This window comes from Motilimonas cestriensis (genome assembly GCF_021295315.1).
GTDB lineage: Bacteria > Pseudomonadota > Gammaproteobacteria > Enterobacterales > CBDFNC01 > Motilimonas > Motilimonas cestriensis.
In genome coordinates, this window is sequence record NZ_JAIMJA010000028.1 from 28,769 (window position 1) to 55,021 (window position 26,253).

Genomic DNA, 26,253 nt, shown 5'->3' on the forward strand with positions numbered 1-26,253 from the left:
GGTTTTGACTCATTACTTGGTTAAGACTCGCTCTGCCTGTGGCAATCAACCGTTAGTTGTTAGCCTTGCAGTAATGAGATATCAGCAATTTGTAAGAACAAGCCGCGTAGCTGGGTTAACAGCGCTAAACGGTTTTGTTTCAATGCTTCATCGTCAGCCATGACCATTACCGAATCGAAGAAGGCATCTACGCTTTCGCGTAAGCCTGCTAACTCAGTCAAAGCAGCTTGGTAGTCACCTTTGGCAAACAAAGGTGCTAGCGCAACGCTAAGCTCGGCTACTTGGCTAGCCAGTGCTTGTTCAGCGGCTTCTTGTAACAACTCAGTATTTACTTTACCGTCAGCGGGCGCGTTATTTTTCGCTAAAATGTTACCAACACGCTTGTTCGCGGCGGCCAGTGCGGCGGCAGCGTCTAGGCTGCGGAAGTGACTGACGGCTTTTACACGCTTATCAAAATCGGCAGGCTTAGTTGGGCGGTTCGCAAGTACGGCTTGGATCACGTCAACTTCAACACCGGCTTCTTGATACCAAGCGCGGAAACGGCCTAAAACAAAATCAACCACTTCAACAGCGACATTTTGATTGCTTAGCTTGTCACCATATAGCTTAGCACTTGCATCTACTAGGTCGTTAAGATCCAGTGGTAGGTCTTTTTCAACGATAATACGTAATACACCAATCGCTGCGCGACGCAGGGCAAACGGGTCTTTATCACCTTTTGGCGTTTGACCAATACCGAAGATACCGACCAGCGAATCAAGCTTATCAGCCAGTGCTACTGCACAAGCAATGAGTGAGTTAGGTAGTTGGTCGCCAGAGAAGCGCGGCATATATTGCTCATTAAGCGCTTGCGCCACTTCGTTGGCTTCGCCATCGTGTTTTGCGTAGTACATGCCCATCACGCCCTGTACGTCAGGGAACTCCATAACCATTTCGGTCATTAAGTCGGTTTTTGACAGTAAACCAGCTCGTTGTGCATGTTGGCTGTTGGCACCAATTTTGTCAGCGATAAACTGCGCCAAATCAGCAATACGCTCAGATTTCTCTTTTAGCGTACCGAGTTGCTGTTGGAACAACACGGTTGAAAGTGAATCTAAACGGCTTTCAAGGGTCTTTTTCTTATCGGTATGGAAGAAGAATTCAGCATCTGCTAAGCGTGGACGAACCACTTTCTCATTACCTTCTACCACTTGTTTCGGATCGCGGCTAACGATGTTAGAAACAAAGATAAAGCGGGGCATCAGCTTGCCGTCTTTATCTAATACTGGGAAGTATTTCTGGTTGTCTTTCATGGTTGAGATCAGCGCTTCAGACGGCACGTCTAAGAACTTCTCTTCAAATGAACCAACCATGGTCACCGGCCATTCCACCAGCGAGTTAACTTCTTCAAGTAAATCCTCATCGATATCGGCAACGCCATTTTCATGGGCAGCAACGGCATTAACTTGTTCGCGAATGGCGTCTTTACGACGTTGGTAATCAACGATTACCTTACCTTTCATGTCCAATAGGTTTTCGTATTCATCGGCATGATTGATGGTCATTTCACCTTCACCTAAGAAACGGTGACCACGAATAGTACGATCGGATGCCACGCCTAATAGTTCACCTTGAATTAATTCGCTGCCATACAGCATGGTTACTGTGTGTACCGGGCGAATAAATTGCGTGGTTTTTGCGCCCCAACGCATTGGTTTAGGGATTGGCAGTTTAGCTAAGGCACTGGCCGCGAATGCTGGGACCAGTTCCGACACCGGCTGACCTTTCACTTCTGCTTTGTGTAGTAACCATTCGCCTTTGTCGGTGACTAAACGCTCGGCTTGCTCAACGCTAATGCCGTTAGAGCGCGCCCATCCTTGTGCTGCTTTGGTTGGGTTGCCATCAGCATCAAATGCGCCACTTACGGCTGGGCCGCGTTTTTCAACAATTTTATCTGCTTGCGCTGCTTGTAGCTGGCTAACCACTAAGGCTAAACGGCGTGGTGAGGCTAACCAACGTACCCCTTGGTGCGTTAGTTCTGCATTGCTTAACTCGGTTTCAAAGTTAGCAGCAAAGGCTTCGGCCAGTTTGCGTAGTGATTTTGGTGGTAACTCTTCGGTACCAATTTCAATTAATAGATTTTCCATGTTGTCCTCTACGCCTTGTCTTTACAAAGTGGGAAGCCAAGGGCTTCACGCGCTGCGTAATATGCTTCCGCTACCGCTTTTGATAGGGTGCGCACGCGTAAAATGTAACGCTGACGTTCGGTGACCGAGATCGCGTGGCGGGCATCCAACAGGTTGAAGTAGTGCGAGGCTTTCATCACTTTTTCATAGGCGGGTAAAGGCAGGCCTTTTTCGATTAATTCGTGACTTTCTTTTTCACACTGGTCGAAGGCAGCAAATAGCGCATCAACATCAGCATGTTCAAAGTTGAAAGTAGATTGTTCAACTTCGTTTTGATGGAAAATGTCACCGTAGGTTACGCGTCCCATAGGACCATCAGCCCAAACGAGGTCGTAAACGCTGTCTACGCCTTGAACGTACATCGCAAGACGCTCTAAACCGTAAGTTATTTCACCGGTCACTGGAGAGCATTCAATGCCACCCACTTGTTGGAAGTAAGTAAACTGAGTCACTTCCATACCGTTTAGCCAGATTTCCCAGCCTAAGCCCCAAGCGCCTAGGGTTGGCGATTCCCAGTTATCTTCAACAAAGCGAATGTCATGGATTGAAGGGTCGATGCCGATCGCTTCTAATGAGTCTAGGTAAAGCTCTTGAATGTTGTCTGGCGATGGCTTGAGTACTACTTGAAATTGGTAGTAGTGCTGTAGACGGTTTGGGTTCTCACCGTAACGGCCATCGGTAGGGCGGCGACATGGCTGCACATAAGCGCTGCTCATTGGCTCTGGACCAATTGAACGTAAAAACGTTAACGGGTGGAAAGTACCAGCACCCACTTCCATGTCGAGTGGCTGTGCAATTACACAGCCTTGGCGTGCCCAATAATCTTGCAACGCAAGGATCAGGCCTTGAAAGGTCTTGATATCGAATTTTTGCATATTGGCTTAGCTGCTTTTCTTAAAAAAATACGCGCAAGTATAACTTTTATGACGTCGGGTTTATAGAGCGATTATTGTTCTATCCCCTTGAGAGCGGTATTTCTTTGTGTGAATCACAGATCGCCAGGTGATCCTTGATTAAAAAGAGAACTATCCCTTTTTGATCAAGTAGCGATACGGTTGATTTTCTGTTTCACTGGCCACTAATGCGTGATCCATAAAACGACAAAAGCTGGGAATATCGCGGGTAGTGGATGGGTCGTCCGCTATCACCAATAAGGTTTCGCCTGTTGCGAGTTTACGCACGGTTTTTCTGATCATCATCACAGGCTCGGGACAACGTAGGCCGATGGCGTCTAATTGGTGGTCTGCTTGTTGAAATATATCGCTCATTTGACTGCTTTCTATACTATAAAACGGCAACTTATTGCTCAGATAGGCAATAATTACGTTGGCTATTGGTTTTTATTTAGTCTTGTCTGCTTATTTTTGAAATGCGCAACTTTTGTGCAAAAAAGCCATTAAACTTAAAGGGAAGAGCATATCACTAAGGAGGCCGATATGTTACAGCAAATGATGCGATTAAACCTGTATTCTGGTTTGGGCTTTTTTGCCTTTGCGATGATAGTGTTAAACAACCCTATCGGTAATACCGCCACTTGGTTGACCAGTTTAATTTTAATTGGTATTGGTTTTTGGATTGAGCTGGGCGACGACTTTCAGGAAGACGAAGACGATCAAGATAACTGATTTGATGTCTTCACTTTTGCTCCACTATTGAGTGGCGATTATTGCCACCATCAGCTGCTGTGCCGCTTTTTCAGGGGTAATTTTAGGGTTGTTGAAAAAATGACTGACCACATCCACAATGGCATTTTGTGTTAACCCTGTATTGGCCATGCCTTGAGCTAACGAAGGCAATAAAGTTAGCTGGCTAAAGTCTTTTATATCTTGTTGTGAGCAAGTATCAAACAGCGCTGGGTTGATGTCTTGTCGTGCCGGAATTGATCCTTTGATCTGATTAAACTTAATCTGTAATGCTTTGTCTGAAATACTCTTTGCGAGGGCGGTTTGTGCTTGTTGGTTAGCCGGTTGTTGGTGCTTTTTGAAAAACACAAAAGTATCGATATTGTAAGCAAAAGTCGCTGCTGTGCCGGGCGCAGGCACGCAGTAATAATCTTCATTGGGTCGCTGCTGTTGTAAGCTTAACTCTCCCTTTACCCAGTTACCCATCACTTGCATAGCAGCTTTCTTTTCTACCAATAGTTGGGTGTTTTGGTCCCAGTTTCGGTCGATGGCTTTATCATCAACTAGGCCTCTCAAGGCGCGGAATTGTTCAAACACGGCGATTAATTTGGCCGACTGAAAACTCGTTGAGTCATGCTGAACAAAAATAGCACGATACAAATCAGGGCCTAACACTGAGATAGCGACGGATTCAAACAATAAAGTGTCTTGCCAAGGCTGTAAGCCATGGGCAAAGCCAATATAGCCCGCAGCTTCTATGGTTTGTGCGGTGTTAATAAACTCGGCCCAAGTGGTTGGTGGCGTTAATTTGAGCTCGTCAAAAATAGCCTTATTCAGCCACAGCATATTAACTCGGTGAATGTTAAATGGCACTGCGACAAAACTATCTTGGTAGCGCAAATAGTTTAATACCGTTGGCGAGTATATAGTCGACCAGTGTTGCGCTTTTGCTAAGTCATCTAGGGGTAATAAAAAGCGCAACGAGGCCCACTCTTGTATTTCGGGCCCTTTAATTTGTGCGCTGGCGGGAGGGTTGCCAGATACCGCCCGTGTGCGCAACACGGTCATGGCACTGTCGCCACCGCCACCGGTAACAGCAAAATCTCGCCACTGATGGCCTTGATCAGTTAATGATTGCTTAATTAAATTTAGGGCTTTAGTTTCACTGTCGGACGTCCACCAATGCAATACCTCGACATTGCCGGCATAGCTCAACGGGCAGAGTAATCCTAATAATAAGCACAGGCGTTTCATTATAACTCCGAGTAATGGCTGCGAGGCAGGCGTAACTTTATCAGTAAACCGCCATCACTGGCATTGGTTAGCTCGATATCACCGCAATGCGCATGCACGATATTGCGCACTATACCTAAGCCTAAGCCATAGCCTGGTTCTTCGCTGTGTAAGCGCACATAAGGGCTAAAGATACGATCAAGCTCTTGCTCGGGAATCCCCGGACCTTGGTCTTGAATGGTGATATGTAAATTATCACCTATGTCCATCAGGGTGATCACCGCTTTATTGCCATACTTGATGGCATTGTCGACCAGATTGGTCAGGCAACGTTTTAAGCCCAGCGGTTTACCTCGGTAGGGCGCCACATAATGGCCGATGATGCGCGTTTGCTCAGGGTAAATTTCACATACTTGGTGGACCAGTTTTAAGATATCGATCTCGGTTATATTTTCATGAATATCAGTATCTTTTACCGTTTGCAGCGCCCCTTTTACCATCAACTCAAGCTCATCTAAATCGGTATTAAACTTCTCGATTTTGGCTTCATCGTCGAGTAATTCAGCACGCAGGCGCAACCGGGTAATTGGCGTTTTTAAGTCATGGGAAATGGCACTGAATAACGATTCTCGATCAGCAATATAGCGCTGCAGTTTTTGCTGCATGTTATTAAACGCGCGGGTGGCGGTTAGCAACTCTAATGCACCTTCTTCTTTTAGTGGAGCTTGATGTAGGTCGATACTCATGTCAGAGGCGGCGCGGGCCAATCGAGCCAGAGGCCGTGTTTGCCACTGAAATAATGAAAATGTAAACAACAGCAAAAAGATGGTGGTTAAGATGATGGTAGTAAGCTGTGGGCTGGGAATCAGGTCTTTTTGCTCGACGATATAAGGGGGTGGCATCAGCGCGGCAAGATACAACCATTCGTTACTGGATAGCTCTATTTGCAGTACCAAAATCGGCAAGTTGAGTTTACTGGTGAGCAGTGAATAACTGGCCCAAGACGGCGGCAAGTCGGTTAACAGAGTGTCGTTATTGAGTACTTTGAGTTCATTCGGGCGCGAAAACTCGATTTTTATCGGGTAACTTGGCCCTAATTTGTGTCGTAATATCTCATCCATCTTATTTATAACTAAGGTTTTTTGTGGTGAGTCAGCGATCGGATTGATGATGATCTCTTCGCTATTTAACGACACAAAAAATCGCGAGCCGCCCATGTTACGCAGTTGGTCTAGCACGATATGACGAAATTCGAGGGGTAACTTTTTAAAGAAACTGGCCGTGCTAGCGGCGCTATTGGCCAATTGCTCGGCGTTGCTTTGCAGGGCGGTATTTTCTTGCGTGGTGAATAAATTAACCCAAATAAAACTGCTAATACCTTGGGCTAACGCCACCGAAAAAATGATAATGATCACCATCCGGTTGAGCAATGACTTAGGCCAAAGGCTAAGCCATAAATTGCGCCAAAGCTGGGCAACTTTATCGGGGCTAACCTTCATGTTTCACTTCAGCGATGAGCACATAGCCTGCGCCGCGGATGGTTTTTATTAGTTTTGGACTCTTGCCGTTGTCACCTAAGCGTTGTCGTAATCGACTGAGTTGCACATCAATGCCGCGCTCCATGGGCAATGCCTCGCGGCCGCGAGTGGCATCTGAGATGGTATCGCGGTCGAGTATCTGATTAGGGTGTTGTAAAAACAGCATCAGTAGGTTGTAGTCTGCACCCGATAGCTCCAACTCTTCGTTATCTTGGCTTGTTAAGCTGCGCTTTAACGTATCAAGGCGCCAATTAGCAAAATGAATGTAGCGAGAGCCACTGCTGGCACTAAACTGTGCGCGTCGCAGCAGGGCTTTAATGCGGGCCAGTAACTCGCGGGGGCTGAAAGGCTTCGCGATATAATCATCGGCACCAATTTCTAACCCGATCACCCGATCGGTTTCGTCTGAGCTGGCGGTGAGCATGATGATTGGCACGTTAGAATCACGACGAATCTTTTGGCATAGAGTGAAGCCATCGTCACCGGGCATCATAATGTCGAGAATAATAAGATCAGGCACGATCTCATTCAGGCACTGAAACATTTCGATGCCTTCGGCGGCAGTGGTTACGGCAAACCCTGCTTTCGCGAGGTATTCCTGCAGCAATTCTCGAATTTCAGTGTCGTCATCAACAATTAATATTTGTTTGGCGCTGTTCATATTATCGCTAGTCGTTATAGGGTAAAGAGGCTTAGATTTGTTAATTGAAGCCTTGCTAGGGATAAAAAGCAATAACCAGAGTGTGTTAGTGTGGCGTGGCTCGGCTAGGTTGGTTTTATATGATGTTAATTTGAGTTACTGAGTACTCATTATTAACAAACAGCAACCTAGCCAATAGTAGCTTGAGTAATTTAGTACAAAAAGCGTCCGATAGGATTAAGCAGCTTGCTCACGCCAGAAGTAAAATGCAGCGGTGCGTTGGACACGGTATAACACAAACAGCCTTCAGCCGTATAAGGACTGTGTTGATGCTCACCATTTAAGATAATAAAGTCACCTTTTTCATAGCGACCTGACTCATCTTCAAAGTAGCCATCCAATAGTAGAGTTAACTCATATCCCTTATGGGTATGGTGTGGAATCGCGCTGTCTTCGCCTATTTGCAGCAAGCTAGCATGAACTTCACCTTCTTCCAGGGGAAGCCGGGCACGCTGAATATTACCTAAACCGCTCCATTTGCTATCAGCAAAACGGCTTAGTGCGCGGGGTAAAGTGTAAGTTTTCTCTTCCACTTCAATTTCAGAAGCAACATTTTTCGGCTCTGGCTGGGGTATTACCGGCTCTGCGGTAATATTGGCCATCATGGCTGAAAAATCATCGTTGCTTGATAATTCAAGCTCTTCATTGAATTCTTCGTCCGCTAAAGCTTGAGTCATTTTTGCTGCAATGGCCTTACAGTGAGGGCACAGCTCTAAGTGAATACTCACTGCAATTGAAAGAGAAGCGGGTAGTTCACCTGCGGTGAACGCTTGAATCATGGTTGATTCTGGATGATGTTTAATCATTGTGCTGCTCCATTTGTTCTTTCAACTTTTCTAACCCTAAGCGTAGCCGGGACTTGATAGTGCCTAATGGCACCTTTAAGTGTTCGGCTAGTTCTTGGTGGGTCATTTCTTTTAAATAGATTGCCTCGACCACTTCTTTTTGCTTTGGCGGCAAGGTTTCTAAGCCTTGAATTAGCTGAGCCCGCATTAAGTGGTCATCATCATGATCCGACTCCGGCTCTGCCTCTTCGTACAAGGGCCAAAGGTCATCACTTAAATTATCTTCTTTGTTATGCTGAATTTTCCGCAACATATCAAAACTGTAATTACGCATGATAGTGAATATCCAAGTGGATGCTTTGCCTTTTTCAGGGCTGTAGAGCTGGGCTTTACGCCAAACTAAGCTCATGGTTTCTTGGACTAAATCCATTGCCAACGCTTCTTGTCGAAACTGTTTTAAGCCAAATGCTTTGATCTTGGGCGCAAAGAAAGCGAACAACTTGGCAAATGCTGCCTTATCTTGATCACTTGCAACGGCAAGCAGGTATTGATTCAGCTCAGGCTGAATATCGAGATTTGGGTCTGGCTTTTTAATGTTGGCATCCGCTAACTGACTAGTTTGATACATGATTTTATGCTCTTAGCTGATGATGTAAAGCTTCAACTGTGCAAACTGCTTAATACAACCTGCACCCACTGAAAAGCCAATACGCCATCGCTAATGGCTTGGATCATTTTGTTGCAGTAAAACATCATCAATTAGTTGCAATAAGCCTTCAAACTTCAGTTGCATAAACAGGCTTTGTTTTTTTTGTGCCGGCATCGGCAGTAGCTCTAACCAGCGTTGACAAACCCAAGTTAAGTCTTGCAGTGGTTGCTTTAAATCCTGCTGTTGGTAGAGAGCATGATCGCGCAATAATCTCGCGAGACTATCGGCAACAAACTGATGCTCCTTACTTACTTTTCTGGGCTGCCAGTTTTCCAGTAGTGTGACTTCGCCTTGGCGTAGCCCGTCTTTGTCAGTGCTAAGGTTATCAATGCAAAAGCGATCTTTTCCTTCAATGGAAATACTTAGGGTACCGTCGTCGAAGCTATCGAAATCGAATATTTCAACCCGGGTGCCAGCTTGCATCAACTGCTGTTGCGCCGCATCCGCAAAACTGCATAAGCCAAATCCGGTTTGGTTTTTTAACGATTCAGACACCATACGCTGGTAGCGCGGTTCAAAAATCCGTAACTGGGTTTTCCCGCCAGGTAAAAGAAAGACTGGCAGTGGAAATAAGGCTAATTTCATCTTGTGGTTCCTATTGCGTATTCGTCGATTATTACGTAACGACTCAGCAATGTGATCAGCCTCTCGGGTTGAAAGTTTTATGTCAATCTCATGCTTATTCTTAACCTGATCCTAATAAGTGGTAAATTCGTTCTATCATTCAGTGAGATAAGCTTTACTCTTAAGTTGAATGTAAGAGAAGGCTCAAGTTCAATGGGAGATCGTCGTGAAGTTTCTAAACCGTATATTGCTTACAGGAAGTCTTGTCATGAGTGCATCAGCAGGGGCGCAATGTCTCGATTTTTTAAATGTGTCAAAAGAAAAGTTAAATTCAGATGAGCAAGTTAACTTGTGTGAACTCACTCAAGGTAAGACCGTTCTGATTGTGAACACTGCCAGTAAGTGTGGCTTTACCCCGCAGTTCACAGAGTTGGAACAGTTACATCAAAAGTACCAAGACCAAGGCTTAGTGGTGCTTGGTTTTCCTTCCGATGATTTCTTCCAAGAGAATAAAGAGGAAGAAGACACCGCTAAGGTCTGCTACATCAATTACGGTGTAACCTTTAATATGTTTGCGCCAGTATCGGTTCGCGGTAAAAATGCCGATCCGATTTTTCAACATTTAGCTAAGCAATCGGCTTCGCCGAAGTGGAACTTTTATAAATACTTAGTGAGTGCTGATGGCAGCCAGGTGAAGCACTTCACCAGTACCACTAAGCCAAGTAGTGATACTTTTCAGCAAGCATTAAAATCGATGCTGAAGTAACCCACTATTATATTCACACCATTAATATAAGATTATGGTTAAAATGATATTTTAAAGTAGCGGCTAAGTGAGATTGGCCGTTTTTTTGGAGAAAAGCTTTGTCTCGATTTACAGCGTTAACAGAAAATGCACATGAAAAGCTGTCGGCAAGTACGGGTGTGCTATTAACTAATTTAGGCACGCCTCAAGCGCCAACAGCGGCGGCTTTGCGCCCTTATCTGAAACAATTTTTGTCAGATCCGCGGGTGGTGGAAATACCGCGTTTGGTATGGATGATTATTCTTCACGGCATTATTTTACGTGTACGCCCGGCGAAATCGGCCAAGCTATATGAAAGTATTTGGATGGAAGGTGGTTCGCCGTTGTTGGTTCATAGCCAAAATCAGCGTGACAAGCTGGCTGCACAATTGACTGAGCAAGGCTTCAATGCCAATGTGAAGTTGGCGATGCGTTACGGCGAGCCTGATATGGCGAAGGTACTGCAAGAGTTTCAGCAGGAAGGCATCCGAAACGTTGTAGTGTTGCCGTTGTACCCGCAATATTCAGGCCCGACTACCGGTTCTACTTTTGATGCGGTGAGTCGAGAGTTGAATAAGTGGCGTTTTGTGCCGCAGCTGCACTTTATCAATAGCTATCATGACCACGAGCTGTACATTCAAGCGTTAGCTAACTCAATAGCCGCTGACTTTGAACAACATGGTATGCCGGACAAGCTAATTTTGTCATATCACGGCATGCCAAAGCAGTTTTTTGATAATGGTGATCCTTACTATTGTTTGTGTATGAAAACCAGCCGTTTAGTGGTTGAAAAGCTAGGCCTGAGTAAAGAGCAGTATCAAACGTGTTTCCAATCGCGCTTTGGTAAAGCGGAATGGCTAAAGCCTTACACCGATGCGACCTTAACCGAGCTAGCCGAGCAAGGCGTGAAGAATGTGGCGGTGGTGTGCCCAGCGTTTAGTTCTGATTGTTTAGAAACACTAGAAGAAATGATGCACGAAAATAAAGACGTATTTATGGAAGCAGGCGGTGAGCAGTATCGTTACATCGCAGCACTTAACGATAACCCTGATCATATAGATATGATGGTTGATTTGGTGAAACCCTACCTCTGATAAAGTAATTCGTTGGGTGCTCGTTCATCCAACGAATACAATATGCTGATGATTTAACCCTTTTCCACCAGCCAGTCTGATTCACAATAAACCCCATGGGCGACAGGCTCTGCTGGCAGTTCTGTTTTTGTTTGGGAAACCGTTGCTGCTTGATAAGTAGCCAAGCGTTGCGCGTCTTGGTTTTGCCATTGCGTTGGCAGCGCTTGTTTCAAATTCAGTAGGGTAGTACTGGCTTTTTTATACAGCCCTTTTTCATAATATGCGCGCGCCAAGTAAGTGTATTCCAGCTTAGTGGTTGCTTTATTCGCATTGCCTAAGGCTATCACTGCGTCAAAGTCGGCAAGGTCAAGATAGATACGCATTTGACTGTAACGGCTATAACCTAGGGATGTGCTGAGATTCAGCTCTTGATAATTCAACTCTGCTTGCTTTAGGTAATCTAATGCTTGGTCATATTGGCCCAAGTCTGAATATGCCCAACCTAGCATAAACAAAGTGTTGGCTTGATTGGCGCTTAAAGCTAACTTGGGGAGTAATGATTTAAAATCAGCAATAGCCCCTAAGATGGCTGTTCTGTTTTGTCCATGACGGCCTAAAGAGCTTTGGTCTAACCCTTGGTCTAGCTGCGCGAAAGCAAGATAGAAATGAATGGTTTGCTCAAGCGCTGTTGCGCCTAGGGTTTGGCTAATGTTCTGTGCTGCCGATAATGGCCCTTGCGCGGCCTTGCCTTGTTTGAGCTGAATGAATACAAAGCCTTGGTAAGCAAGGGCGGTGGCCAGTTCAAATGGCTGATTCAACTGTTTATATAATTCTATTGCTTGCTGTAATGCCTGCTGTCGTCTAGCAATGGCAACATTGTAATTTTGTGCAATGGCAAACAGGCTGTCGGCTATTTTAGGTTGATTACCCAACTGTTGGTAGAAGTTATGTGCTTTCTCTAATCGTTCTTGGTCTAAAAGTAAATGCGTCTCTGGTGACTTATCTGGCCCGTGAGCGGGTGGATTACCTAGATAAAATAGCCTGTCAGCTTGCATTTCCAAGTCATTCTCTTGCGGAAATAAAGCAGAAGCTTGTTCTATCCAATGTTGATAAGTTTGCCATTGCATCTTGTGCCAGGCTTGTTGCGCCCTCAGTCGATAAACCTGAATCAGTATATCGTGCTTTCCGCTCTGCTCTGCTAATGTTTGCGCCATCGCGATTTGTTTCGTTAACTCAGCTTGATCGCCACGACGAAAAGCTAATTCAGCCAGCCAGTAATGAACAAAAGCTAACAAAGAGGGCTGTTGTTGCGGGTCTTCAATAAGCGCTAACATATTTGTTTCAGCTTCTTGCCAGCTTCCTGTTAATACTTGGCTTTTGGCCATATATGCCGCACTCCAGGTTTGATTTGGCGCCAAAATATGCGAGGCCTGAAAGAATTTAAACGCATCCATCTGGCCGGTAGTATGGGCTGCTTGCAACCCTCTGGCTAAGGTTTGTTTAGCTAAAGCGTTTGCTCCTGATTCTTCCTCTGAGATGACCGAGAGTGAGCCAGATTGTCCGGATAATAAGTGTAGGAGCTGGTTCGCAACGGCGTTGGTAGCATTGGTTAAGGAGGTGTATGTCATCGCTCCTTGTTGTACGCCACCCGTTTGCGAAATAATCTGAAATGCTAAAACTTGTTGCCCTTTGTGAAGTTGTACATTAGCCAATAGCGCTTTATCAATATCTTGCTTTGCCAGCAAGGCTCTAATGTCGATAGCTAAGGGGGGCCAGCTTAGTTCAGAGCCGGCAAATAAACGATTGGCCATCGCCGGGGGAATAACTTGCAACGAGCCTTGGCTTGCTAACTCGTTAGCCACCATGTCGGCGAGTCCGAGCTCAAGCCAGTCCATGGTTTTATTTCCTGTCTGATTAATAAAAGGTAGCACCAGTAAGCTTCGGTTCGCTGTTTGGGCTGTGTCATTGGTTGTTGAATTGACGACAAAAAAACTCAAAACAAGAAGCATGACTGCTACTAAGGCAAGAGCCATATTCGTTATGCTAAGCCATTTGAATCTGTGTGGTGTTTGATTGTTGTTAACTGACTGATCTGCTTCTGTTTGGTTTTCAAATGGGCAAACCCATTGATAGCCGCGTTGTTGGTAGGTTTTTATAAATTTGGGCTCACTTGCCTTGTCCCCCAATGCTTTGCGTAACTCTCGAATGCTTTGGGTGAGGGAGTTTTCTCGGTACTCGCTTTGCTGCCAAAGCTGATCGAGTAGTTCATCTTTAGGTATGACACGATCGCTGTTGTCGATAAGGTATTTCAATAAAATGCTAACTTTGTAGCGCAGCTGAAGTGGGGTTGATTCCACATTCTCAACATTGCTTAGTTCGCCATTACTACTATTGAATTGAAATTTTTCAAACCGATATTGGCTCATGACTTCCTTCTTGTTAAACCTAAAACTCGCTTAAATTATAATGACTTCGGCCCACATCAGCTAGCGATTAATACTTTTTGAAAATCTTTAAGTGCATGATTTTAAATTATTTAAACTATTTCATGCCGATTTTATGTCGATTTAGCTTAGATTTTAACTCGATATCAAGCGTACCGCTTTCCGTTTCGATAGCTTTGCACTCAATGACCAATTGAAGGAAGCGAGAAATGGAAAGTATGATTCAAACCCTGCTGATGCAGCATGAGTTATCACTGCTACTGTTAGGCATGGTTTTTTTTGCTGGGGTGTTAACTAGCATCACACCCTGTGTTTACCCCTTATTGCCGATCACTGTCTCCTTGGTGGGAAATTTTGCGACATCCCGACGCACTGGTTTTTATTTTTCTATCATTTATGTCCTTGGTTTAGCTTGCTCTTATGCTGCACTAGGTATGCTGGCGGCGAGCACTGGGCAGCTTTTTGGTAGCGTTTCCAGTCACCCAGTCACACTCCTATTTATGGCGTTAGTGTGTTTCTTGATGGCAGCTTGGATGCAAGGCTGGTTACGGTTACCGCAATGGACAGTGGCCTCACATATCAAACCTTCCGAGAAATATAAGAAGCTATCGATTTTTGTATTGGGGGCGCTATCTGGTTTAGTGATGGCTCCTTGTACCTCACCTGTACTTGGTATGTTGCTGATGTTTGTAGCAGCAAAAGGTAATCCCAGCTGGGGGGCGGGCATGATGTTTGTCTTTGCCTTTGGTATGAGCAGCTTGCTTATTCTGGCGGGTACCTTCAGTGGCTTTCTAACCCTGCTGCCTAAGTCTGGCTTTTGGCTGGTTCGCATCAAAACACTACTTAGTTTGCTTATTTCACTTGCTGGTCTGTACCTCGTCTGGCAAGCCTACTTGGCTTGGTAAAAGCTATTAATAAAGGAGATTTTATGGAAATAAATATGAAAAAGTTAGGCGCAACGCTACTGATAGTAGGCCTGACCTACTCAAGTACTACGTTAGCTAAAGTGGGAGATATGGCACCAAACATTAATGCCACCACTATTAATGGCCAAGCTATTAACTTTAGTGAATTGAAAGGGAAGAAGCCTATTTATCTAAAATTTTGGGCCACTTGGTGTAGCTATTGTAAGGCTGAAATGCCTCACTTACAGCGTATTCAAGAAGAATATGGTGATGAGATAGAGGTGCTGACGGTGAACGTTGGGCTAAATGACTCCGTAGAGAATGTACAAGCTCTGTTTAAAGAAGAAGGCTATACCTTACCCGTTATCTTTGACAAAAAAGGGGATATAACAGCTGAATATCAAGTGGTTGGAACGCCTTTTCAAGTGTTGATTAACAAGCAGGGCGAGGTGGTTTATGAAACGTTTTTGGCCACTGATGAGTTAAGTAATAGATTGGCCGCCTTGGCGCAGGAGTAAAAAATGAAAGCAATCAATAAAATACTGATAGCAGCCGTCACTTCTGCTGCATTCACTACTTCGGCGTTCGCGGCAGCAGATCAAACCAGTATTAGTGGTGAAGTCATATCTCTAGATAGCGCGACTCACCTGATATTTTTTGATGTTTGGGCTAGCTATCAAGGCGCTGGCCCTGAGCAAACGCTAGCAGCATTGCCTAAGTCATTCAGCCAACAATTTAATCCGGTGTGGGTACAGCCGCAAATCAATGTTACGCCTGCTCAGTTGAGTGAGTTTCAACAGTTTTACCCTGACGTTAAACCTATTGTATTAGATAAGGGGTTCCAGCTGATTCGTCAGTATGACGTTTGGCAGTCACCGCATCATGTATTGTTGGAGCAAGGTCAGGTGGTCTTTTCAGGTAATGGCCAACAGCTGATCGATTTTGCCAATCAGTTTTCTGTAGGAGAAAGTCAATGAAATCAATGTTAACGCTGTTACTAACTGTTGCTTCTACTGTGGCTCTGGCGCGACCTGATGTGGGTGATAAAAGCCATAATTTCTCAGCCACTAGCCTCACAGGACAATCAATCTCACTACAACAATATAATGGTGAGGCTGTTAATCTTGTTTTTCTCGACTCCCTCTGTCCAATGCCTCATTTTCCCGGCTGTGAGGAAAAAATTGCTAAGCTGAATAAGCAGGTAGCGGCAAAACCGCAGGCTAATTGGGTTGGCTTTATCAGCTCTTTTTATGTTGATCAAGGGATTGCCGAAGCGTTTAGGGATAAATATCACATCAAGATCCCTTTAGTATTTGATCTCGACAATAAAGAATTTCAACAGTATCAAGTGTTTGCTACGCCTTATTTGATTCGCTTAGACAATGAACATAAAATTGTTGAGCGTGGGGATGCGTTTTAGCCCTTAGTCGATAACCCGAGTTTGGATCAACAAAATAGTATGTATCCCTATGCTCTGCGTGTTCATTGTTGACAACGAAACGTTGCAGTAAAAATATCTTTTATCGATTCATCATGGGCTGCAAAAAAAGACGCTAGATAGCAAAAAGCACCTGAATTCAGGTGCTTTTTTTACTGTCTCGCTATTCCTTTAGCAACCACAGTAACTATCGCGAAGGGGCTTCATTAGGCTGGTCGATACAGCAATAATATCGAGTGTAAACACTTCAATTACCCTTCGAAAGATAAAACGCGTGTGCAAGAAGATTGGATCAGCTTTACCGAGAAAATATTTTCTCCATCTCATTTTTGTTAATTTAATCAGTAAACTAGAATCAAATTGTCCATAATCATTGTATCTGTTTTTTATAAAGTGATTGAACCAGCTTACTGCCACCAGCGTAGTTTGCTTACATTCAAACTTCCCATAGGTTGCTGTTTGGTGAAAGAGTTCATCAATATCTGGGGCGTTACCTGAGAGCGTCATCTGAAAGCATTAATAGCGCGATAGCTGCTAAAAAGTTAAACATAAGTGGGTCTAAATGAGTTCTACCATAGTTATCACAGGCGCGGGGCAGCGCATTGGTCTGGCCCTTGCAAACGATTTATATCAGCAAGGTTTTCAAGTGATAGTCAGTTATCGCACTGAGCGAGAAGGGGTAAGACAGCTGCGTAGCTTAGGTGTTACTTGTATTCAGGCTGATTTTTCTAGTCAGGTTGGCATCGAGACATTTATTGCGCAAGTGAAGCAGAAGGTCACTAATTTAAGAGCGATTATTCATAATGCATCAGACTGGGCTGCAGAGAAAAACAGCCATGATTTTGGCGCTCTGATGCAACAGATGATGCAGGTGCATGTACAAGGGCCTTATCAATTAAATTTAGCTTTGGCTCCCTTACTACAGGCCAATGACGGTATGGCCGATATTATCCACTTCACCGATTATGTGGCTGAAAAGGGGAGTCAAAAACACATTGCTTATGCTGCCAGCAAAGCCGCGTTAGCTAATTTAACCTTATCGTTTTCCGCTAAGTTAGCTCCTAAAGTAAAAGTAAACAGCATAGCGCCTGCTTTGCTTATGTTTAATCAAGGTGATGATGAGGCGTACAAAAAGAAAGCACTGGCTAAATCTTTAATGGGGTTAACTCCAGGTGAGCAAGAGGCGGTTGCCGCCGTTACCTATTTACTGCAAAGCCAATATATTACGGGCCGCACTATACACCTAGATGGTGGGCGTCACCTTGTTTAAGGCTATTTAATAGAGGATCTTATGTCTACTAGCCAAGCGATTATTAATATTTCTGATTTGCGATTACGTACCTTTATCGGCTTTAACCCTGATGAAATGGAAAAAATGCAGGACATAGTGATTAATGTTGAAATTCATTATCCTGCCGAAAAAGCACGTTTGTTTGATAATGTTGCCGATGCCTTGAATTATAAAGATGTCACCAAGCAAATTATTCATCATGTTGAAGAAGGGCGCTTTTTATTATTAGAAAAGCTGGTGGATGATGTACTAAAAATCAGCCATCAACACCCTTGGGTAACTTACGCTAAGGTGAAAATTGATAAGCCTCACGCACTGCGTTTTGCTGACTCGGTGTCACTGACATTAGCCTGGCAACGTGATTAGCACTGCTTAAAACAGTATTTGCCAAAATGGTACTCGTCAAAATAGCTTATCGCTATGCAAAACCGCAGCGAGTACTTCCCTGTAAGCTTGGATTTTTCATCTCTGAAAAATACATTTTTCGCCGCGACAAGCTATTTTATTGCGTGGCTAAAGAATTCGGAAAATTAAAGTGGGCTTAGTTTGATAGCAAGAGCATACAAGGCAAGGATGCCTTGATTGAGCCTACATGGATGTATTTACGGCGACTTTTGCGGTCAAATTAAGCTGACTGATGAGCATAACAAGACTATTTTTTAAGCTAACTACTTGCTACACATTACAAAGTATTTAACCCTACAAAGTGTCGGTATTTAGCGGCAAACAATCTGGTTAGAATAGCGCCTCATTCGCGCCCAGTTTACGTCTGGGTTAGCAAAATAAGGAAAAAAAATGTCGCAATATGTAGTCTGTGCCCTCTATAAATTCGTCACCCTTGACGATTATCAAGCCATTCAAACCCCACTGTTAGACGTGATGCTCCAGCATGATGTTCGTGGTACCTTGCTGTTAGCCCAAGAAGGGATTAATGGCACAGTCGCGGGATCTCGTGAGGGTATTGATGCGCTATTGGCATGGTTAAAAAGTGACCCTCGATTTGCTGATATCGGCTATAAAGAGAGCTTGGATGACGAACAGCCTTTTTTACGCACTAAAGTGAAGCTGAAAAAAGAAATTGTCACCATGGGCGTGGAAGGGTTAGACCCGAAAAAAGTAGTGGGTACTTATGTTAAACCACAAGACTGGAATGCCTTAATCTCTGATCCTGAAGTGTTGCTGGTGGATACCCGCAATGATTATGAAATCAGTATTGGCACCTTTAAAAACGCGGTTAACCCGAATACTGAAACCTTTCGTGAGTTTCCACAATACGTGAAGGAAAACCTCGACAAAACCAAGCACAAAAAAGTGGCTATGTTTTGTACTGGTGGTATTCGCTGTGAAAAATCAACCGCTTACTTAAAAGAAGAAGGCTTTGAAGAGGTTTACCACCTTGAAGGCGGTATTCTTAAGTATCTAGAAGAAGTGCCTGAAGCGGAAACCCTATGGCAAGGCGAATGCTTTGTGTTTGATGGCCGTGTAGCGGTTAACCATAACCTAGAAAAAGGCAGTTATGACCAATGTAACGCCTGTCGCTTACCTATCACCGAAGCTGATAAGCAAGATGAACGCTACATGGCGGGCGTAAGTTGTCCAAATTGTTACGACAAACTCACTGAGCAGCAAAAGCAGCGTTTTAGTGAGCGTGAAAAGCAAATTCGTCTTGCCCAAGAGCGCGGCGAAGCACACATAGGTGGTGATGTAGGTAAATTTATTGACCAGCGCCGTCGCCATAAGCAAGTGCAAAAGCAGCTGCAACAGCAGCAGAAGAAAAATAGCTAATAGCAGAGGGCGCGAATTGCGCCTGTAAATAACATGGCGTATCTCTCTGTTTTCTTGGCGAAAGTATTCTTTATGCTAAAGCCTAAATTTAGTTGTATTATTCACAATTAGGGTGGTGGAGAAACACCACTTTAATTTATTCCACTGAAACTTCTCCTTTTCATTGTTCTTTATCTCGCTTTTTTCTTAAATTTAGTGAGTTGTTGCTAGAATTGTGTTTTTTGTCACTACTAATCAGGATTTAGACTCGGTATACTTCGGGTGATTTTTTTGTGATTAAAATTTAGATCACTATATTTTAGGAGAGACAAGATGAATTGGTACAAATTATGTTGGGCAAAATTTGCCACTTTTGAAGGCCGTGCTCGCCGCAGCGAATATTGGTATTTCCAGTTGTTTAATATTATCGCTATGTTTGTGTTCGGTATTATTGGCGCGATTGTTGATGCAGCGATCGGCTCTCCCGGCCTTATTTCTGGTTCGGTAATCGGCTTGTACTGTATAGCTTCTTTGCTTCCTGCTATTTCTGTAACGGTGCGTCGTTTACATGATATTGGTAAATCAGGTTGGTGGTTTTGGGTTGCTCTTATCCCAGGTGTTGGCGGTATTATCTTATTAATATTTACAATTATGGACAGTGCTGAAGCGAATGACTTCGGTGCTAACCCTAAGCTAGCCACTGCTTAATCAATTAGGCGCTCTCTAATAAAAAGCCAAGCATTCTTGCTTGGCTTTTTTCATCCGCTAAATAATTACATTGGACTTAACACCAGCTCCACGCGGCGGTTTTGCTCACGGCCTGACGCTGTCTTATTATCCGCAATTGGGCGAGCTTCGCCATATCCCAACGTATTCACTCGGGCATACGGTAACTGATTGCGTAGCAAGTAATCGGCAACAGAAGCTGCACGTTTCTCTGATAACGTTTGGTTGTAGCTTGCAGAGCCTGTGCTGTCAGTGTGACCTAATACATTCACGCGCGTTTTATCGAACTCTTTCAGCACTAATAGCACGCTGTCTAACACTGGCATGGCGCTTTGTTTTAAGTTGCTTTGGTTGACATCAAAGGTGATAGCGTTGGGCATATTCAGAATAATGGTGTCGCCAGCGCGGGTAACACTAACGCCCGTGTTGCGTAATTTCTGGCGTAGTTCTGCTTCTTGCACATCCATGTAATAACCGATACCGCCACCCGCTGCCGCGCCTGCTGCCGCACCAATTAATGCACCTTTAGAGCGATTTTTATCTTTAATTACCGCACCCAGCACGGCACCACTAAGCGCGCCTATCGTCGCCCCTTTGGCGGCATTCGATGTTTGTTCTTCACCAGTATAAGGATTAACGGTGGTACATGCGCTTAATGCTAAGCTGGCGCTGATCAGAGTAGCGATAGCGAGAGGTTTTTTGTTCATAAGATTATCCCTAAAGGTAAAAGTGGCCTATTTATAAAGTTTAATTCTCAATTAGTGAAGTAAAGCTTGGCTGATTATTGATGAATTATCCTTAATAAATGCTGAGTTAGCAGAAAAAGATATGAAAAAGTAAGCTTTAGGTGGTTTATTTACTCGTTTTAAACAAAAATTCATCTAATAGCCTTATTTTTTATTAAGAATTAAGCAGTTTTTCATTAGACTGTGTCCCCAAATCATTGTTGGAATCAAATATATGTCATTGAGTGTTGTCATTCTTGCCGCGGGTAAAGGAACTCGCATGCGTTCTAAGTACCCGAAGGTATTACACAAGATTGCCCATAAACCTATGGTGCAGCATGTTATCGATACAGTCAAAAGCCTAGGGATTGATAATATTCACCTTGTTTACGGTCACGGTGGTGACTACATGAAAGCTGCGATCCAAGACACTAAGTTGAATTGGGTAAAGCAAGAGCAGCAGCTAGGTACCGGTCATGCGATGCAAGTAGCGGCGCCGCATTTCAAAGATGATGAAAAAATTCTAATGGTTTACGGTGACGTGCCATTATTGGGTGCTAACACCATTAAACGTCTAGTCGCTGCGCAGCCACCAGGTGGTATCGGCTTATTAAGCTTAATGGTTGATGATCCAACGGGCTATGGCCGTATTGTGCGTGAACATGGTTTGGTTTGCGGTATTGTTGAGCATAAAGATGCTTCTCCGGACCAGCATCGCATTCGCGAAATTAACACCGGTATCTTAGTCGCCAACGCGAAAGACTTGCAGCACTGGTTATTCAAATTAAGTAACAGTAATGCGCAGGGCGAATATTACGTTACCGACATTATCGAAATGGCTTATAAACAAGGCCGTATCGTCAACGCCGTCCAACCTAGTTCAGCCATTGAAGTAGAAGGGGTGAACAACCGCTTACAACTGGGTCGTTTAGAGCGCGCGTTCCAATTAAAATTAGCTGAAGATTTAATGATGGATGGCGTAGCTATCTTAGACGCCAACCGATTTGATCTGCGTGGCTCATTAGACTGCGGCATGGACGTTGAAATTGATGTCAACTGTGTTTTTGAAGGTAAAGTTCGCCTCGGTAACAACGTTAAAATCGGTCCTAACTGTGTTATTCGCAATGCCAAAATTGGTGATGATTGCGAAATCAAAGCGAACTCGGTAATTGAAGGCGTTGAAATTGGTGAAGGCTGTAGCGTCGGGCCATTTTCTCGTTTACGTCCTGGTACCGTGCTAAAAGATGGTGCGAGTGTTGGTAACTTCGTTGAGATGAAAAAAGCCACTTTAGGCAAAGGCAGTAAATGTGGTCACCTCTCTTACCTAGGCGATGCATCGGTTGGCGCTAACGTAAACATCGGCGCGGGCACCATTACTTGTAACTACGACGGCGTTAATAAATTCCCAACGGTGATCGAAGATGGCGCGTTTATTGGGTCTGACACGCAACTGATCGCCCCCGTTACGATCGGCCAAAACGCAACCATTGGCGCCGGCTCTACCATTACTCATAACGTTGGTGAAAAAGAGCTAGTTATCAGCCGCGTGAAACAGCGTCACATTCAAAACTGGCTACGCCCAGAAAAACAAAAGAAATAACCAAATTACTTTCACGGATACCAAGTCAATTCCCTTGCGAGAGCAAGGGGATTAGCTTTTTTCCTAGAAAATAATGACATTTTTCCGTTCAGGACGAACAGAACTTCTACAATTCTAAGGAAGGATATAAAACTAAATAAAATCATGATTCAGAGGCCATCTCTGTTTCTTAAAACAAGGAAACCAGCCTATGTGTGGGATTGTTGGCGCAGTAGCGCAACGGGATGTTGCGGAAATACTACTTGAAGGACTACACAGACTAGAATATCGCGGCTACGACAGCGCCGGTATTGCCATTAACAATGGCGACCATCAAATACAACGTTTACGCCGACTCGGCAAAGTTCAAGCCCTTAACGATGCGCTGCAAGAGACACCTCTCTCTGGCGGTACAGGTATTGCTCATACCCGCTGGGCGACTCACGGCGAACCCTCCGAAGTGAATGCTCACCCACACATCTCAAGTCGTATCGCGGTGGTGCATAATGGCATTATTGAAAACCATGAAAAGCTCAGAGAAAAACTGAAAGGCTTAGGTTTTGAATTTAGCTCGCAAACTGATACCGAAGTCATTGCCCACTTAGTGGAGCATTACTTACTGCAAAATAATGATTTACTTGGCGCAGTACAACTGGCCGTGCGCGAGCTAGACGGCGCTTATGGCACGGTGATCATGGATGCCGAGCAACCGGAACGACTCATTGTGGCACGCTCTGGCAGTCCGTTGGTGATAGGCGTTGGCGTAGGTGAGCACTTTATTGCCTCTGACCAGCAAGCATTGTTGAATGTCACGCGCCGCTTTATGTTCCTAGAAGAAGGCGACGTGGCTGAAATCACTCGTCGTGACGTAAAAATCTTTGCTTTAGATGGTAGCCCGGTTGAGCGCCAGTTGGTGGAGTCAAGCGTCACGCAAGACGCTAGCGACAAAGGTGAATATCGTCACTACATGATGAAAGAAATCTTTGAGCAACCCACCGCCATTATTAATACCCTCGAAAATCGTATTGCGGGCAATACGGTGTTATGTGAGGCCTTTGGCTCAGGTGCGGGTGATATTTTCAAAACCATTGAACATGTACAAATCATTGCTTGTGGTACTTCTTATCATGCTGGCATGGTGGCGCGTTATTGGTTAGAAGCCATGGCGGGCGTGAGTTGTAATGTTGAAATTGCTTCTGAGTTTCGTTACCGCAAATCTTATGTGCGACCAAACAGCTTGATTGTTACCTTATCGCAATCAGGCGAAACCGCAGACACACTAGCGGCATTACGTTTGGCCAAAGAAATGGGTTACACCGCTAGTTTAAGCGTGTGTAACGTGCCTGGCTCATCATTAGTGCGTGAATCTGATCTCGCCTTTATGACCCGTGCCGGAACTGAAATTGGCGTGGCTTCAACCAAAGCTTTCACCACCCAACTAGCAGGTTTACTGTTATTTTGTGGTGCGATTGGCAAAAGCAAAGGCGTGTTGTCTGAAGTCGCTGAGGCTGAGCTAGTTGCCTCGTTGAAAAAGCTACCCGATGCGGTCAATCAAGCCTTAGCGCTCAATGATAGCATCGCCACCTTGGCCGAAGATTTTGCCGAGAAGCACCACGCGTTATTCCTCGGTCGCGGCGATCAATACCCCATTGCTATGGAAGGTGCGCTGAAGCTAAAAGAAATCAGCTACATTCACGCCGAAGCTTATGCTGCGGGTGAATTGAAGCACGGTCCACTCGCTTTGATTGATGCTGACATGCCGACCATAGTGGTTGCGCCTAACAATGAGTTGTTAGAAAAGCTGAAATCCAACATCGAAGAAGTGCGTGCCCGCGGCGGCCACCTTTACGTATTCGCCGACGATGAAGCTGCGCTAGTGGAAAGCGAAGGTATTACCTTACTGCGCGTACCAGCTGTCGACGAAATCCTCGCGCCGATTGTCTACACCATTCCACTGCAACTGCTGTCGTACTATGTTGCTATCATCAAAGGCACCGATGTCGATCAACCTCGTAATTTGGCAAAAAGTGTTACAGTAGAGTAGGTTAGGTGGTTTTGTGCAGTGCTTGTGTCAGCGCTGCACAATTTATTGATCGATTTTATACTGCAAAGTTTCTTTTTCAAGGATGAAAATGCAAAGCGTATCGGGACATATTCACCGCGTTTTGCGGTGGGAACATGCCATTCCGCTTATCCAGAATTCAGGTCAATTAAAATCCCGCATCCATTTTTCTTTTTGTCGTCACGGAGCTCCTAGCCTAATGCGGATCGAGTTTGGCTGATATGTATAAAAAACAGTGAAAATTATATATGGAGTTTGTTTCATATACATTTTTTGCAAGTAGGTATATATAGAGTTTTATGATCCTTGCAAGCTAAGACCACCGACATTCGGTCTGCTTGATCGCAAAATCAGCCTGTAGTGGTAATCAATATTGCACAAATAATGCACTCTTGGCGTTAAACGGGTAAAATGCCTGTAACTCACGGACGAGTTGCTAGTAGAAATAATTCTCATGATGACTAATACCCTTAACTACTACAGTAAAAATGCGGATGCCTTTTTTGAATCGACGGTTCATTTAGACCTTGATCCGCTGTATCAAGCGTTTTTACCTTTTATTCCCCCGGGCGGTGCCATCCTTGATGCGGGCTGTGGCTCTGGGCGTGACGCCAAATTTTTTGTTGAGCATGGCTTTCAAGTGTCTGCGATGGATCCTAGCCCCGAGTTAGCGATTAAAGCCTCGCGTTATTCTGGTGTTGCGGTTGAGCTGAAAGACTTTGAGCATATCGATGAAGTGCGCGCGTATCATGGCATTTGGTGCTGCGCCAGTTTACTGCATGTGAAATACGATGACTTGCCCGATACTCTTAATCGCTTATGTCGCGCCTTAAAACCGGGGGGCGTGCTGTATTTGTCGTTTAAGTATGGCAATAGCGAAGGTGAACGCGATGGACGTTGGTTTACCAACCTAAATCTGACGCGCTTGGCGGATGTGATCAGCGATGTGCCTTTTACCATTGAAAAAACCTGGCGGACGTCAGATTTAAGGCCCAGAAGCGGCAATGAAATGTGGCTCAATGCGGTTTTGAGTAAAGGCCAAGATAAAGCTGTGTCGCGCGGTGTTAACTCGCAGCAACGGCTTAATAACTTGTTTGTTATCCGCAGCTCGCGCCAGTATTGATAGTTGGTTTTGTGCTGGGTAGGAATGATGCAAGTGGGAGCGATTTTTAAATCGCGAATGCATTAGCACTCAACGCGCTAATTCGCGGAATAAATTCCGCTTATATGGACTCCTCGTATTGTTCAATAGTGTTGCAATGTCATAGCATAAGATGCGTGCTTATATACGGGCTCTCTTTGGGGAGCTACCCCGGCCCTCAAATGTGTTCGCACCACTGTGCCTCATCTCCCACACGGTGTTTTCGCGCTGATGTTGCTTAGCGCTTATCACACCCGCGAATTTACAGGCTCTCAGTGGTTGGTCTTACTATTACTTGCATGCTATTGAATCAATTCTTTACGGTAACGCTGTTGTACTTCGGTGGTAATTAAGCTGCGTTTGCAGCCAACGGTTGCGGTTGATAGTCGTTGCCATTGCGTAACATCGCAACTGCCGTTCTGACCGTTTTATTAGCCAGGGCTATTGCGGCACACTTGATGCCTCTTCGAGCTATCAACTGTTTTAACCAGCGCTCTTTCTCGGTCGTTGGCTCGCGATGTTTGAGCTTACATACCACCGAGCGGGCTCCTAAAAATAAGCAACTGCGCAAGGTGCTACCTTGTTGTTTTGCTATTCGCCCCATTCGGACTTTTTCACCACTGGAATGTTGCACTGGCGTTAGCCCAATACAGGCAGCAGCATTGTGACCACTGTCGTAATCACCTCCGCGTAATCGCACTAATAAACCCAAGGCAGAAATGTGACCAACGCCTTCCAGGGCCATTAACCGGCGACAATCGGCATTGGCTTGCACATATTTTTTGAGCTCAACGTCGCGTGCTTCTTTTTGCTCATGCAACGCTTCATAAGTTTCATAAGAGTGAGCGATGCCTGCTCGCAATAGTGGCGGAAGTTGCTCATCCACATCTTCAAGTATCTCAGGTATTCTGCGATGAAACGCCGACTCCCCTTGCTCGATAACAATGCCAAACTCTAATAATAAGCCGCGAATTTGATTGGCTAATTGCCGCTTGGTTTTTTCCA

The 26,253-nt window shown here is 44.7% G+C and carries 26 protein-coding genes; 14 read left to right on the forward strand and 12 right to left on the reverse strand.

All coding sequences use genetic code 11. The annotated features are described in order from the left end of the window. Nucleotides 1-59: 59 nt before the first annotated feature. The 3 genes from glyS to tusA all read right to left on the reverse strand — a co-directional run bounded on the left by glyS (nt 60) and on the right by tusA (nt 3,433). Nucleotides 60-2,126, reverse strand: a complete 2,067-nt coding sequence (glyS, locus tag K6Y31_RS19490; protein ID WP_233054711.1) for a glycine--tRNA ligase subunit beta — start codon at nt 2,124-2,126, stop codon at nt 60-62. An 8-nt stretch (nt 2,127-2,134) separates the two neighbouring features. Next, a complete protein-coding gene (gene glyQ / locus K6Y31_RS19495; protein ID WP_233054712.1) occupies nt 2,135-3,040 on the reverse strand; it encodes a glycine--tRNA ligase subunit alpha in 906 nt (301 codons plus the stop codon). A gap of 150 nt (nt 3,041-3,190) precedes the next feature. Then, a complete protein-coding gene (gene tusA, locus K6Y31_RS19500; protein ID WP_233054713.1) occupies nt 3,191-3,433 on the reverse strand; it encodes a sulfurtransferase TusA in 243 nt (80 codons plus the stop codon). 168 nt (nt 3,434-3,601) lie between these two features. On the opposite strand from tusA, the gene K6Y31_RS19505 reads away from it, so the two are divergent. Then, a complete protein-coding gene (locus K6Y31_RS19505; protein ID WP_233054714.1) occupies nt 3,602-3,790 on the forward strand; it encodes a hypothetical protein in 189 nt (62 codons plus the stop codon). 24 nt (nt 3,791-3,814) lie between these two features. Here K6Y31_RS19505 and K6Y31_RS19510 read toward each other — a convergent pair whose 3' ends face one another. The 6 genes from K6Y31_RS19510 to K6Y31_RS19535 all read right to left on the reverse strand — a co-directional run bounded on the left by K6Y31_RS19510 (nt 3,815) and on the right by K6Y31_RS19535 (nt 9,337). Continuing rightward, nucleotides 3,815-5,041 carry an ABC transporter substrate-binding protein gene (locus K6Y31_RS19510; protein WP_233054715.1) on the reverse strand — a complete coding sequence of 409 codons (1,227 nt, stop codon included), beginning with the start codon at nt 5,039-5,041 and terminating at the stop codon, nt 3,815-3,817. After that, on the reverse strand, nt 5,041-6,519 hold the full coding sequence (locus K6Y31_RS19515) for an ATP-binding protein (protein ID WP_233054716.1): 1,479 nt from the start codon (nt 6,517-6,519) through the stop codon (nt 5,041-5,043). Before K6Y31_RS19515 ends, K6Y31_RS19510 begins: the two co-directional genes overlap by 1 nt. After that, a complete protein-coding gene (locus tag K6Y31_RS19520; protein WP_233054717.1) occupies nt 6,509-7,219 on the reverse strand; it encodes a response regulator in 711 nt (236 codons plus the stop codon). Before K6Y31_RS19520 ends, K6Y31_RS19515 begins: the two co-directional genes overlap by 11 nt. 191 nt (nt 7,220-7,410) lie before the next feature. Continuing rightward, complete coding sequence (locus tag K6Y31_RS19525; RefSeq protein ID WP_233054718.1) at nt 7,411-8,064, reverse strand: ChrR family anti-sigma-E factor; 654 nt, start codon at nt 8,062-8,064, stop codon at nt 7,411-7,413. Then, nucleotides 8,057-8,671, reverse strand: a complete 615-nt coding sequence (locus K6Y31_RS19530) for a sigma-70 family RNA polymerase sigma factor (protein ID WP_233054719.1) — start codon at nt 8,669-8,671, stop codon at nt 8,057-8,059. The genes K6Y31_RS19525 and K6Y31_RS19530 overlap by 8 nt, the downstream gene beginning before the upstream one ends. Nucleotides 8,672-8,761: 90 nt before the next feature. Then, nucleotides 8,762-9,337: an LON peptidase substrate-binding domain-containing protein gene (locus tag K6Y31_RS19535; protein WP_233054720.1), complete on the reverse strand. Its 576-nt coding sequence runs from the start codon at nt 9,335-9,337 to the stop codon at nt 8,762-8,764. A gap of 247 nt (nt 9,338-9,584) precedes the next feature. Here K6Y31_RS19535 and K6Y31_RS19540 point away from each other — a divergent pair, with 247 nt between their 5' ends. Beyond that, nucleotides 9,585-10,082 carry a glutathione peroxidase gene (locus K6Y31_RS19540; protein ID WP_233054721.1) on the forward strand — a complete coding sequence of 166 codons (498 nt, stop codon included), beginning with the start codon at nt 9,585-9,587 and terminating at the stop codon, nt 10,080-10,082. A 98-nt stretch (nt 10,083-10,180) separates the two neighbouring features. Further along, nucleotides 10,181-11,194, forward strand: coding sequence for a ferrochelatase (gene hemH / locus K6Y31_RS19545; protein WP_233054722.1), 1,014 nt, complete (start codon nt 10,181-10,183; stop codon nt 11,192-11,194). A gap of 53 nt (nt 11,195-11,247) precedes the next feature. Here hemH and K6Y31_RS19550 read toward each other — a convergent pair whose 3' ends face one another. Next, nucleotides 11,248-13,599, reverse strand: coding sequence for a winged helix-turn-helix domain-containing protein (locus K6Y31_RS19550; protein WP_233054723.1), 2,352 nt, complete (start codon nt 13,597-13,599; stop codon nt 11,248-11,250). A gap of 227 nt (nt 13,600-13,826) precedes the next feature. On the opposite strand from K6Y31_RS19550, the gene K6Y31_RS19555 reads away from it, so the two are divergent. The 8 genes from K6Y31_RS19555 to K6Y31_RS19590 all read left to right on the forward strand — a co-directional run bounded on the left by K6Y31_RS19555 (nt 13,827) and on the right by K6Y31_RS19590 (nt 19,723). Next, on the forward strand, nt 13,827-14,522 hold the full coding sequence (locus tag K6Y31_RS19555; protein WP_233054724.1) for a cytochrome c biogenesis protein CcdA: 696 nt from the start codon (nt 13,827-13,829) through the stop codon (nt 14,520-14,522). A gap of 23 nt (nt 14,523-14,545) precedes the next feature. After that, a complete protein-coding gene (locus K6Y31_RS19560; RefSeq protein ID WP_233054725.1) occupies nt 14,546-15,040 on the forward strand; it encodes a TlpA family protein disulfide reductase in 495 nt (164 codons plus the stop codon). 3 nt (nt 15,041-15,043) lie between these two features. Further along, nucleotides 15,044-15,499 (forward strand): hypothetical protein, encoded by a 456-nt coding sequence (locus K6Y31_RS19565; protein WP_233054726.1) that lies wholly within the window; start codon nt 15,044-15,046, stop codon nt 15,497-15,499. Next, nucleotides 15,496-15,942 carry a peroxiredoxin family protein gene (locus K6Y31_RS19570; protein WP_233054727.1) on the forward strand — a complete coding sequence of 149 codons (447 nt, stop codon included), beginning with the start codon at nt 15,496-15,498 and terminating at the stop codon, nt 15,940-15,942. The genes K6Y31_RS19565 and K6Y31_RS19570 overlap by 4 nt, the downstream gene beginning before the upstream one ends. Nucleotides 15,943-16,522: 580 nt before the next feature. Continuing rightward, nucleotides 16,523-17,230, forward strand: a complete 708-nt coding sequence (gene folM, locus K6Y31_RS19575; protein WP_232802078.1) for a dihydromonapterin reductase — start codon at nt 16,523-16,525, stop codon at nt 17,228-17,230. Nucleotides 17,231-17,251: 21 nt separating this feature from the next. After that, nucleotides 17,252-17,617, forward strand: a complete 366-nt coding sequence (folX, locus tag K6Y31_RS19580; protein WP_232802077.1) for a dihydroneopterin triphosphate 2'-epimerase — start codon at nt 17,252-17,254, stop codon at nt 17,615-17,617. 429 nt (nt 17,618-18,046) lie between these two features. Further along, nucleotides 18,047-19,036 carry an oxygen-dependent tRNA uridine(34) hydroxylase TrhO gene (gene trhO / locus K6Y31_RS19585; protein ID WP_233054728.1) on the forward strand — a complete coding sequence of 330 codons (990 nt, stop codon included), beginning with the start codon at nt 18,047-18,049 and terminating at the stop codon, nt 19,034-19,036. Nucleotides 19,037-19,348: 312 nt separating this feature from the next. Continuing rightward, nucleotides 19,349-19,723 (forward strand): DUF805 domain-containing protein, encoded by a 375-nt coding sequence (locus K6Y31_RS19590; protein ID WP_233054729.1) that lies wholly within the window; start codon nt 19,349-19,351, stop codon nt 19,721-19,723. A 65-nt stretch (nt 19,724-19,788) separates the two neighbouring features. On the opposite strand, the gene K6Y31_RS19595 is transcribed toward K6Y31_RS19590, so the two are convergent. Then, a complete protein-coding gene (locus K6Y31_RS19595) occupies nt 19,789-20,448 on the reverse strand; it encodes a YiaD family glycine zipper/OmpA-like lipoprotein (protein WP_233054730.1) in 660 nt (219 codons plus the stop codon). Between the two features lie 253 nt (nt 20,449-20,701). On the opposite strand from K6Y31_RS19595, the gene glmU reads away from it, so the two are divergent. The 3 genes from glmU to K6Y31_RS19610 all read left to right on the forward strand — a co-directional run bounded on the left by glmU (nt 20,702) and on the right by K6Y31_RS19610 (nt 25,230). Then, nucleotides 20,702-22,066 carry a bifunctional UDP-N-acetylglucosamine diphosphorylase/glucosamine-1-phosphate N-acetyltransferase GlmU gene (gene glmU, locus K6Y31_RS19600; RefSeq protein WP_233054731.1) on the forward strand — a complete coding sequence of 455 codons (1,365 nt, stop codon included), beginning with the start codon at nt 20,702-20,704 and terminating at the stop codon, nt 22,064-22,066. A gap of 190 nt (nt 22,067-22,256) precedes the next feature. Beyond that, nucleotides 22,257-24,089, forward strand: a complete 1,833-nt coding sequence (glmS, locus tag K6Y31_RS19605; RefSeq protein WP_233054732.1) for a glutamine--fructose-6-phosphate transaminase (isomerizing) — start codon at nt 22,257-22,259, stop codon at nt 24,087-24,089. Nucleotides 24,090-24,561: 472 nt separating this feature from the next. Then, on the forward strand, nt 24,562-25,230 hold the full coding sequence (locus K6Y31_RS19610; RefSeq protein WP_233054733.1) for a class I SAM-dependent methyltransferase: 669 nt from the start codon (nt 24,562-24,564) through the stop codon (nt 25,228-25,230). Between the two features lie 367 nt (nt 25,231-25,597). Here the strand turns inward: K6Y31_RS19610 and K6Y31_RS19615 are convergent. Further along, the coding region (locus K6Y31_RS19615) for an IS110 family RNA-guided transposase (protein WP_233054734.1) at nt 25,598-26,253 on the reverse strand (656 nt) is incomplete at its 5' end.

Coding starts and splice junctions, on each gene's coding strand:
- K6Y31_RS19610 (WP_233054733.1), top strand. CDS start 24,562: ATGATGACTAATACCCTTAACTACTACAGTAAAAATGCGGATGCCTTT.
- K6Y31_RS19510 (WP_233054715.1), bottom strand. CDS start 5,041: ATGAAACGCCTGTGCTTATTATTAGGATTACTCTGCCCGTTGAGCTAT.
- glmS (WP_233054732.1), top strand. CDS start 22,257: ATGTGTGGGATTGTTGGCGCAGTAGCGCAACGGGATGTTGCGGAAATA.
- K6Y31_RS19530 (WP_233054719.1), bottom strand. CDS start 8,671: ATGTATCAAACTAGTCAGTTAGCGGATGCCAACATTAAAAAGCCAGAC.
- K6Y31_RS19505 (WP_233054714.1), top strand. CDS start 3,602: ATGTTACAGCAAATGATGCGATTAAACCTGTATTCTGGTTTGGGCTTT.
- glmU (WP_233054731.1), top strand. CDS start 20,702: ATGTCATTGAGTGTTGTCATTCTTGCCGCGGGTAAAGGAACTCGCATG.
- glyS (WP_233054711.1), bottom strand. CDS start 2,126: ATGGAAAATCTATTAATTGAAATTGGTACCGAAGAGTTACCACCAAAA.
- K6Y31_RS19570 (WP_233054727.1), top strand. CDS start 15,496: ATGAAATCAATGTTAACGCTGTTACTAACTGTTGCTTCTACTGTGGCT.
- K6Y31_RS19515 (WP_233054716.1), bottom strand. CDS start 6,519: ATGAAGGTTAGCCCCGATAAAGTTGCCCAGCTTTGGCGCAATTTATGG.
- K6Y31_RS19525 (WP_233054718.1), bottom strand. CDS start 8,064: ATGATTAAACATCATCCAGAATCAACCATGATTCAAGCGTTCACCGCA.
- K6Y31_RS19520 (WP_233054717.1), bottom strand. CDS start 7,219: ATGAACAGCGCCAAACAAATATTAATTGTTGATGACGACACTGAAATT.
- trhO (WP_233054728.1), top strand. CDS start 18,047: ATGTCGCAATATGTAGTCTGTGCCCTCTATAAATTCGTCACCCTTGAC.
- K6Y31_RS19535 (WP_233054720.1), bottom strand. CDS start 9,337: ATGAAATTAGCCTTATTTCCACTGCCAGTCTTTCTTTTACCTGGCGGG.
- K6Y31_RS19550 (WP_233054723.1), bottom strand. CDS start 13,599: ATGAGCCAATATCGGTTTGAAAAATTTCAATTCAATAGTAGTAATGGC.
- K6Y31_RS19560 (WP_233054725.1), top strand. CDS start 14,546: ATGGAAATAAATATGAAAAAGTTAGGCGCAACGCTACTGATAGTAGGC.
- K6Y31_RS19590 (WP_233054729.1), top strand. CDS start 19,349: ATGAATTGGTACAAATTATGTTGGGCAAAATTTGCCACTTTTGAAGGC.
- tusA (WP_233054713.1), bottom strand. CDS start 3,433: ATGAGCGATATATTTCAACAAGCAGACCACCAATTAGACGCCATCGGC.
- K6Y31_RS19565 (WP_233054726.1), top strand. CDS start 15,044: ATGAAAGCAATCAATAAAATACTGATAGCAGCCGTCACTTCTGCTGCA.
- folM (WP_232802078.1), top strand. CDS start 16,523: ATGAGTTCTACCATAGTTATCACAGGCGCGGGGCAGCGCATTGGTCTG.
- glyQ (WP_233054712.1), bottom strand. CDS start 3,040: ATGCAAAAATTCGATATCAAGACCTTTCAAGGCCTGATCCTTGCGTTG.
- K6Y31_RS19555 (WP_233054724.1), top strand. CDS start 13,827: ATGGAAAGTATGATTCAAACCCTGCTGATGCAGCATGAGTTATCACTG.
- K6Y31_RS19540 (WP_233054721.1), top strand. CDS start 9,585: ATGAGTGCATCAGCAGGGGCGCAATGTCTCGATTTTTTAAATGTGTCA.
- folX (WP_232802077.1), top strand. CDS start 17,252: ATGTCTACTAGCCAAGCGATTATTAATATTTCTGATTTGCGATTACGT.
- K6Y31_RS19595 (WP_233054730.1), bottom strand. CDS start 20,448: ATGAACAAAAAACCTCTCGCTATCGCTACTCTGATCAGCGCCAGCTTA.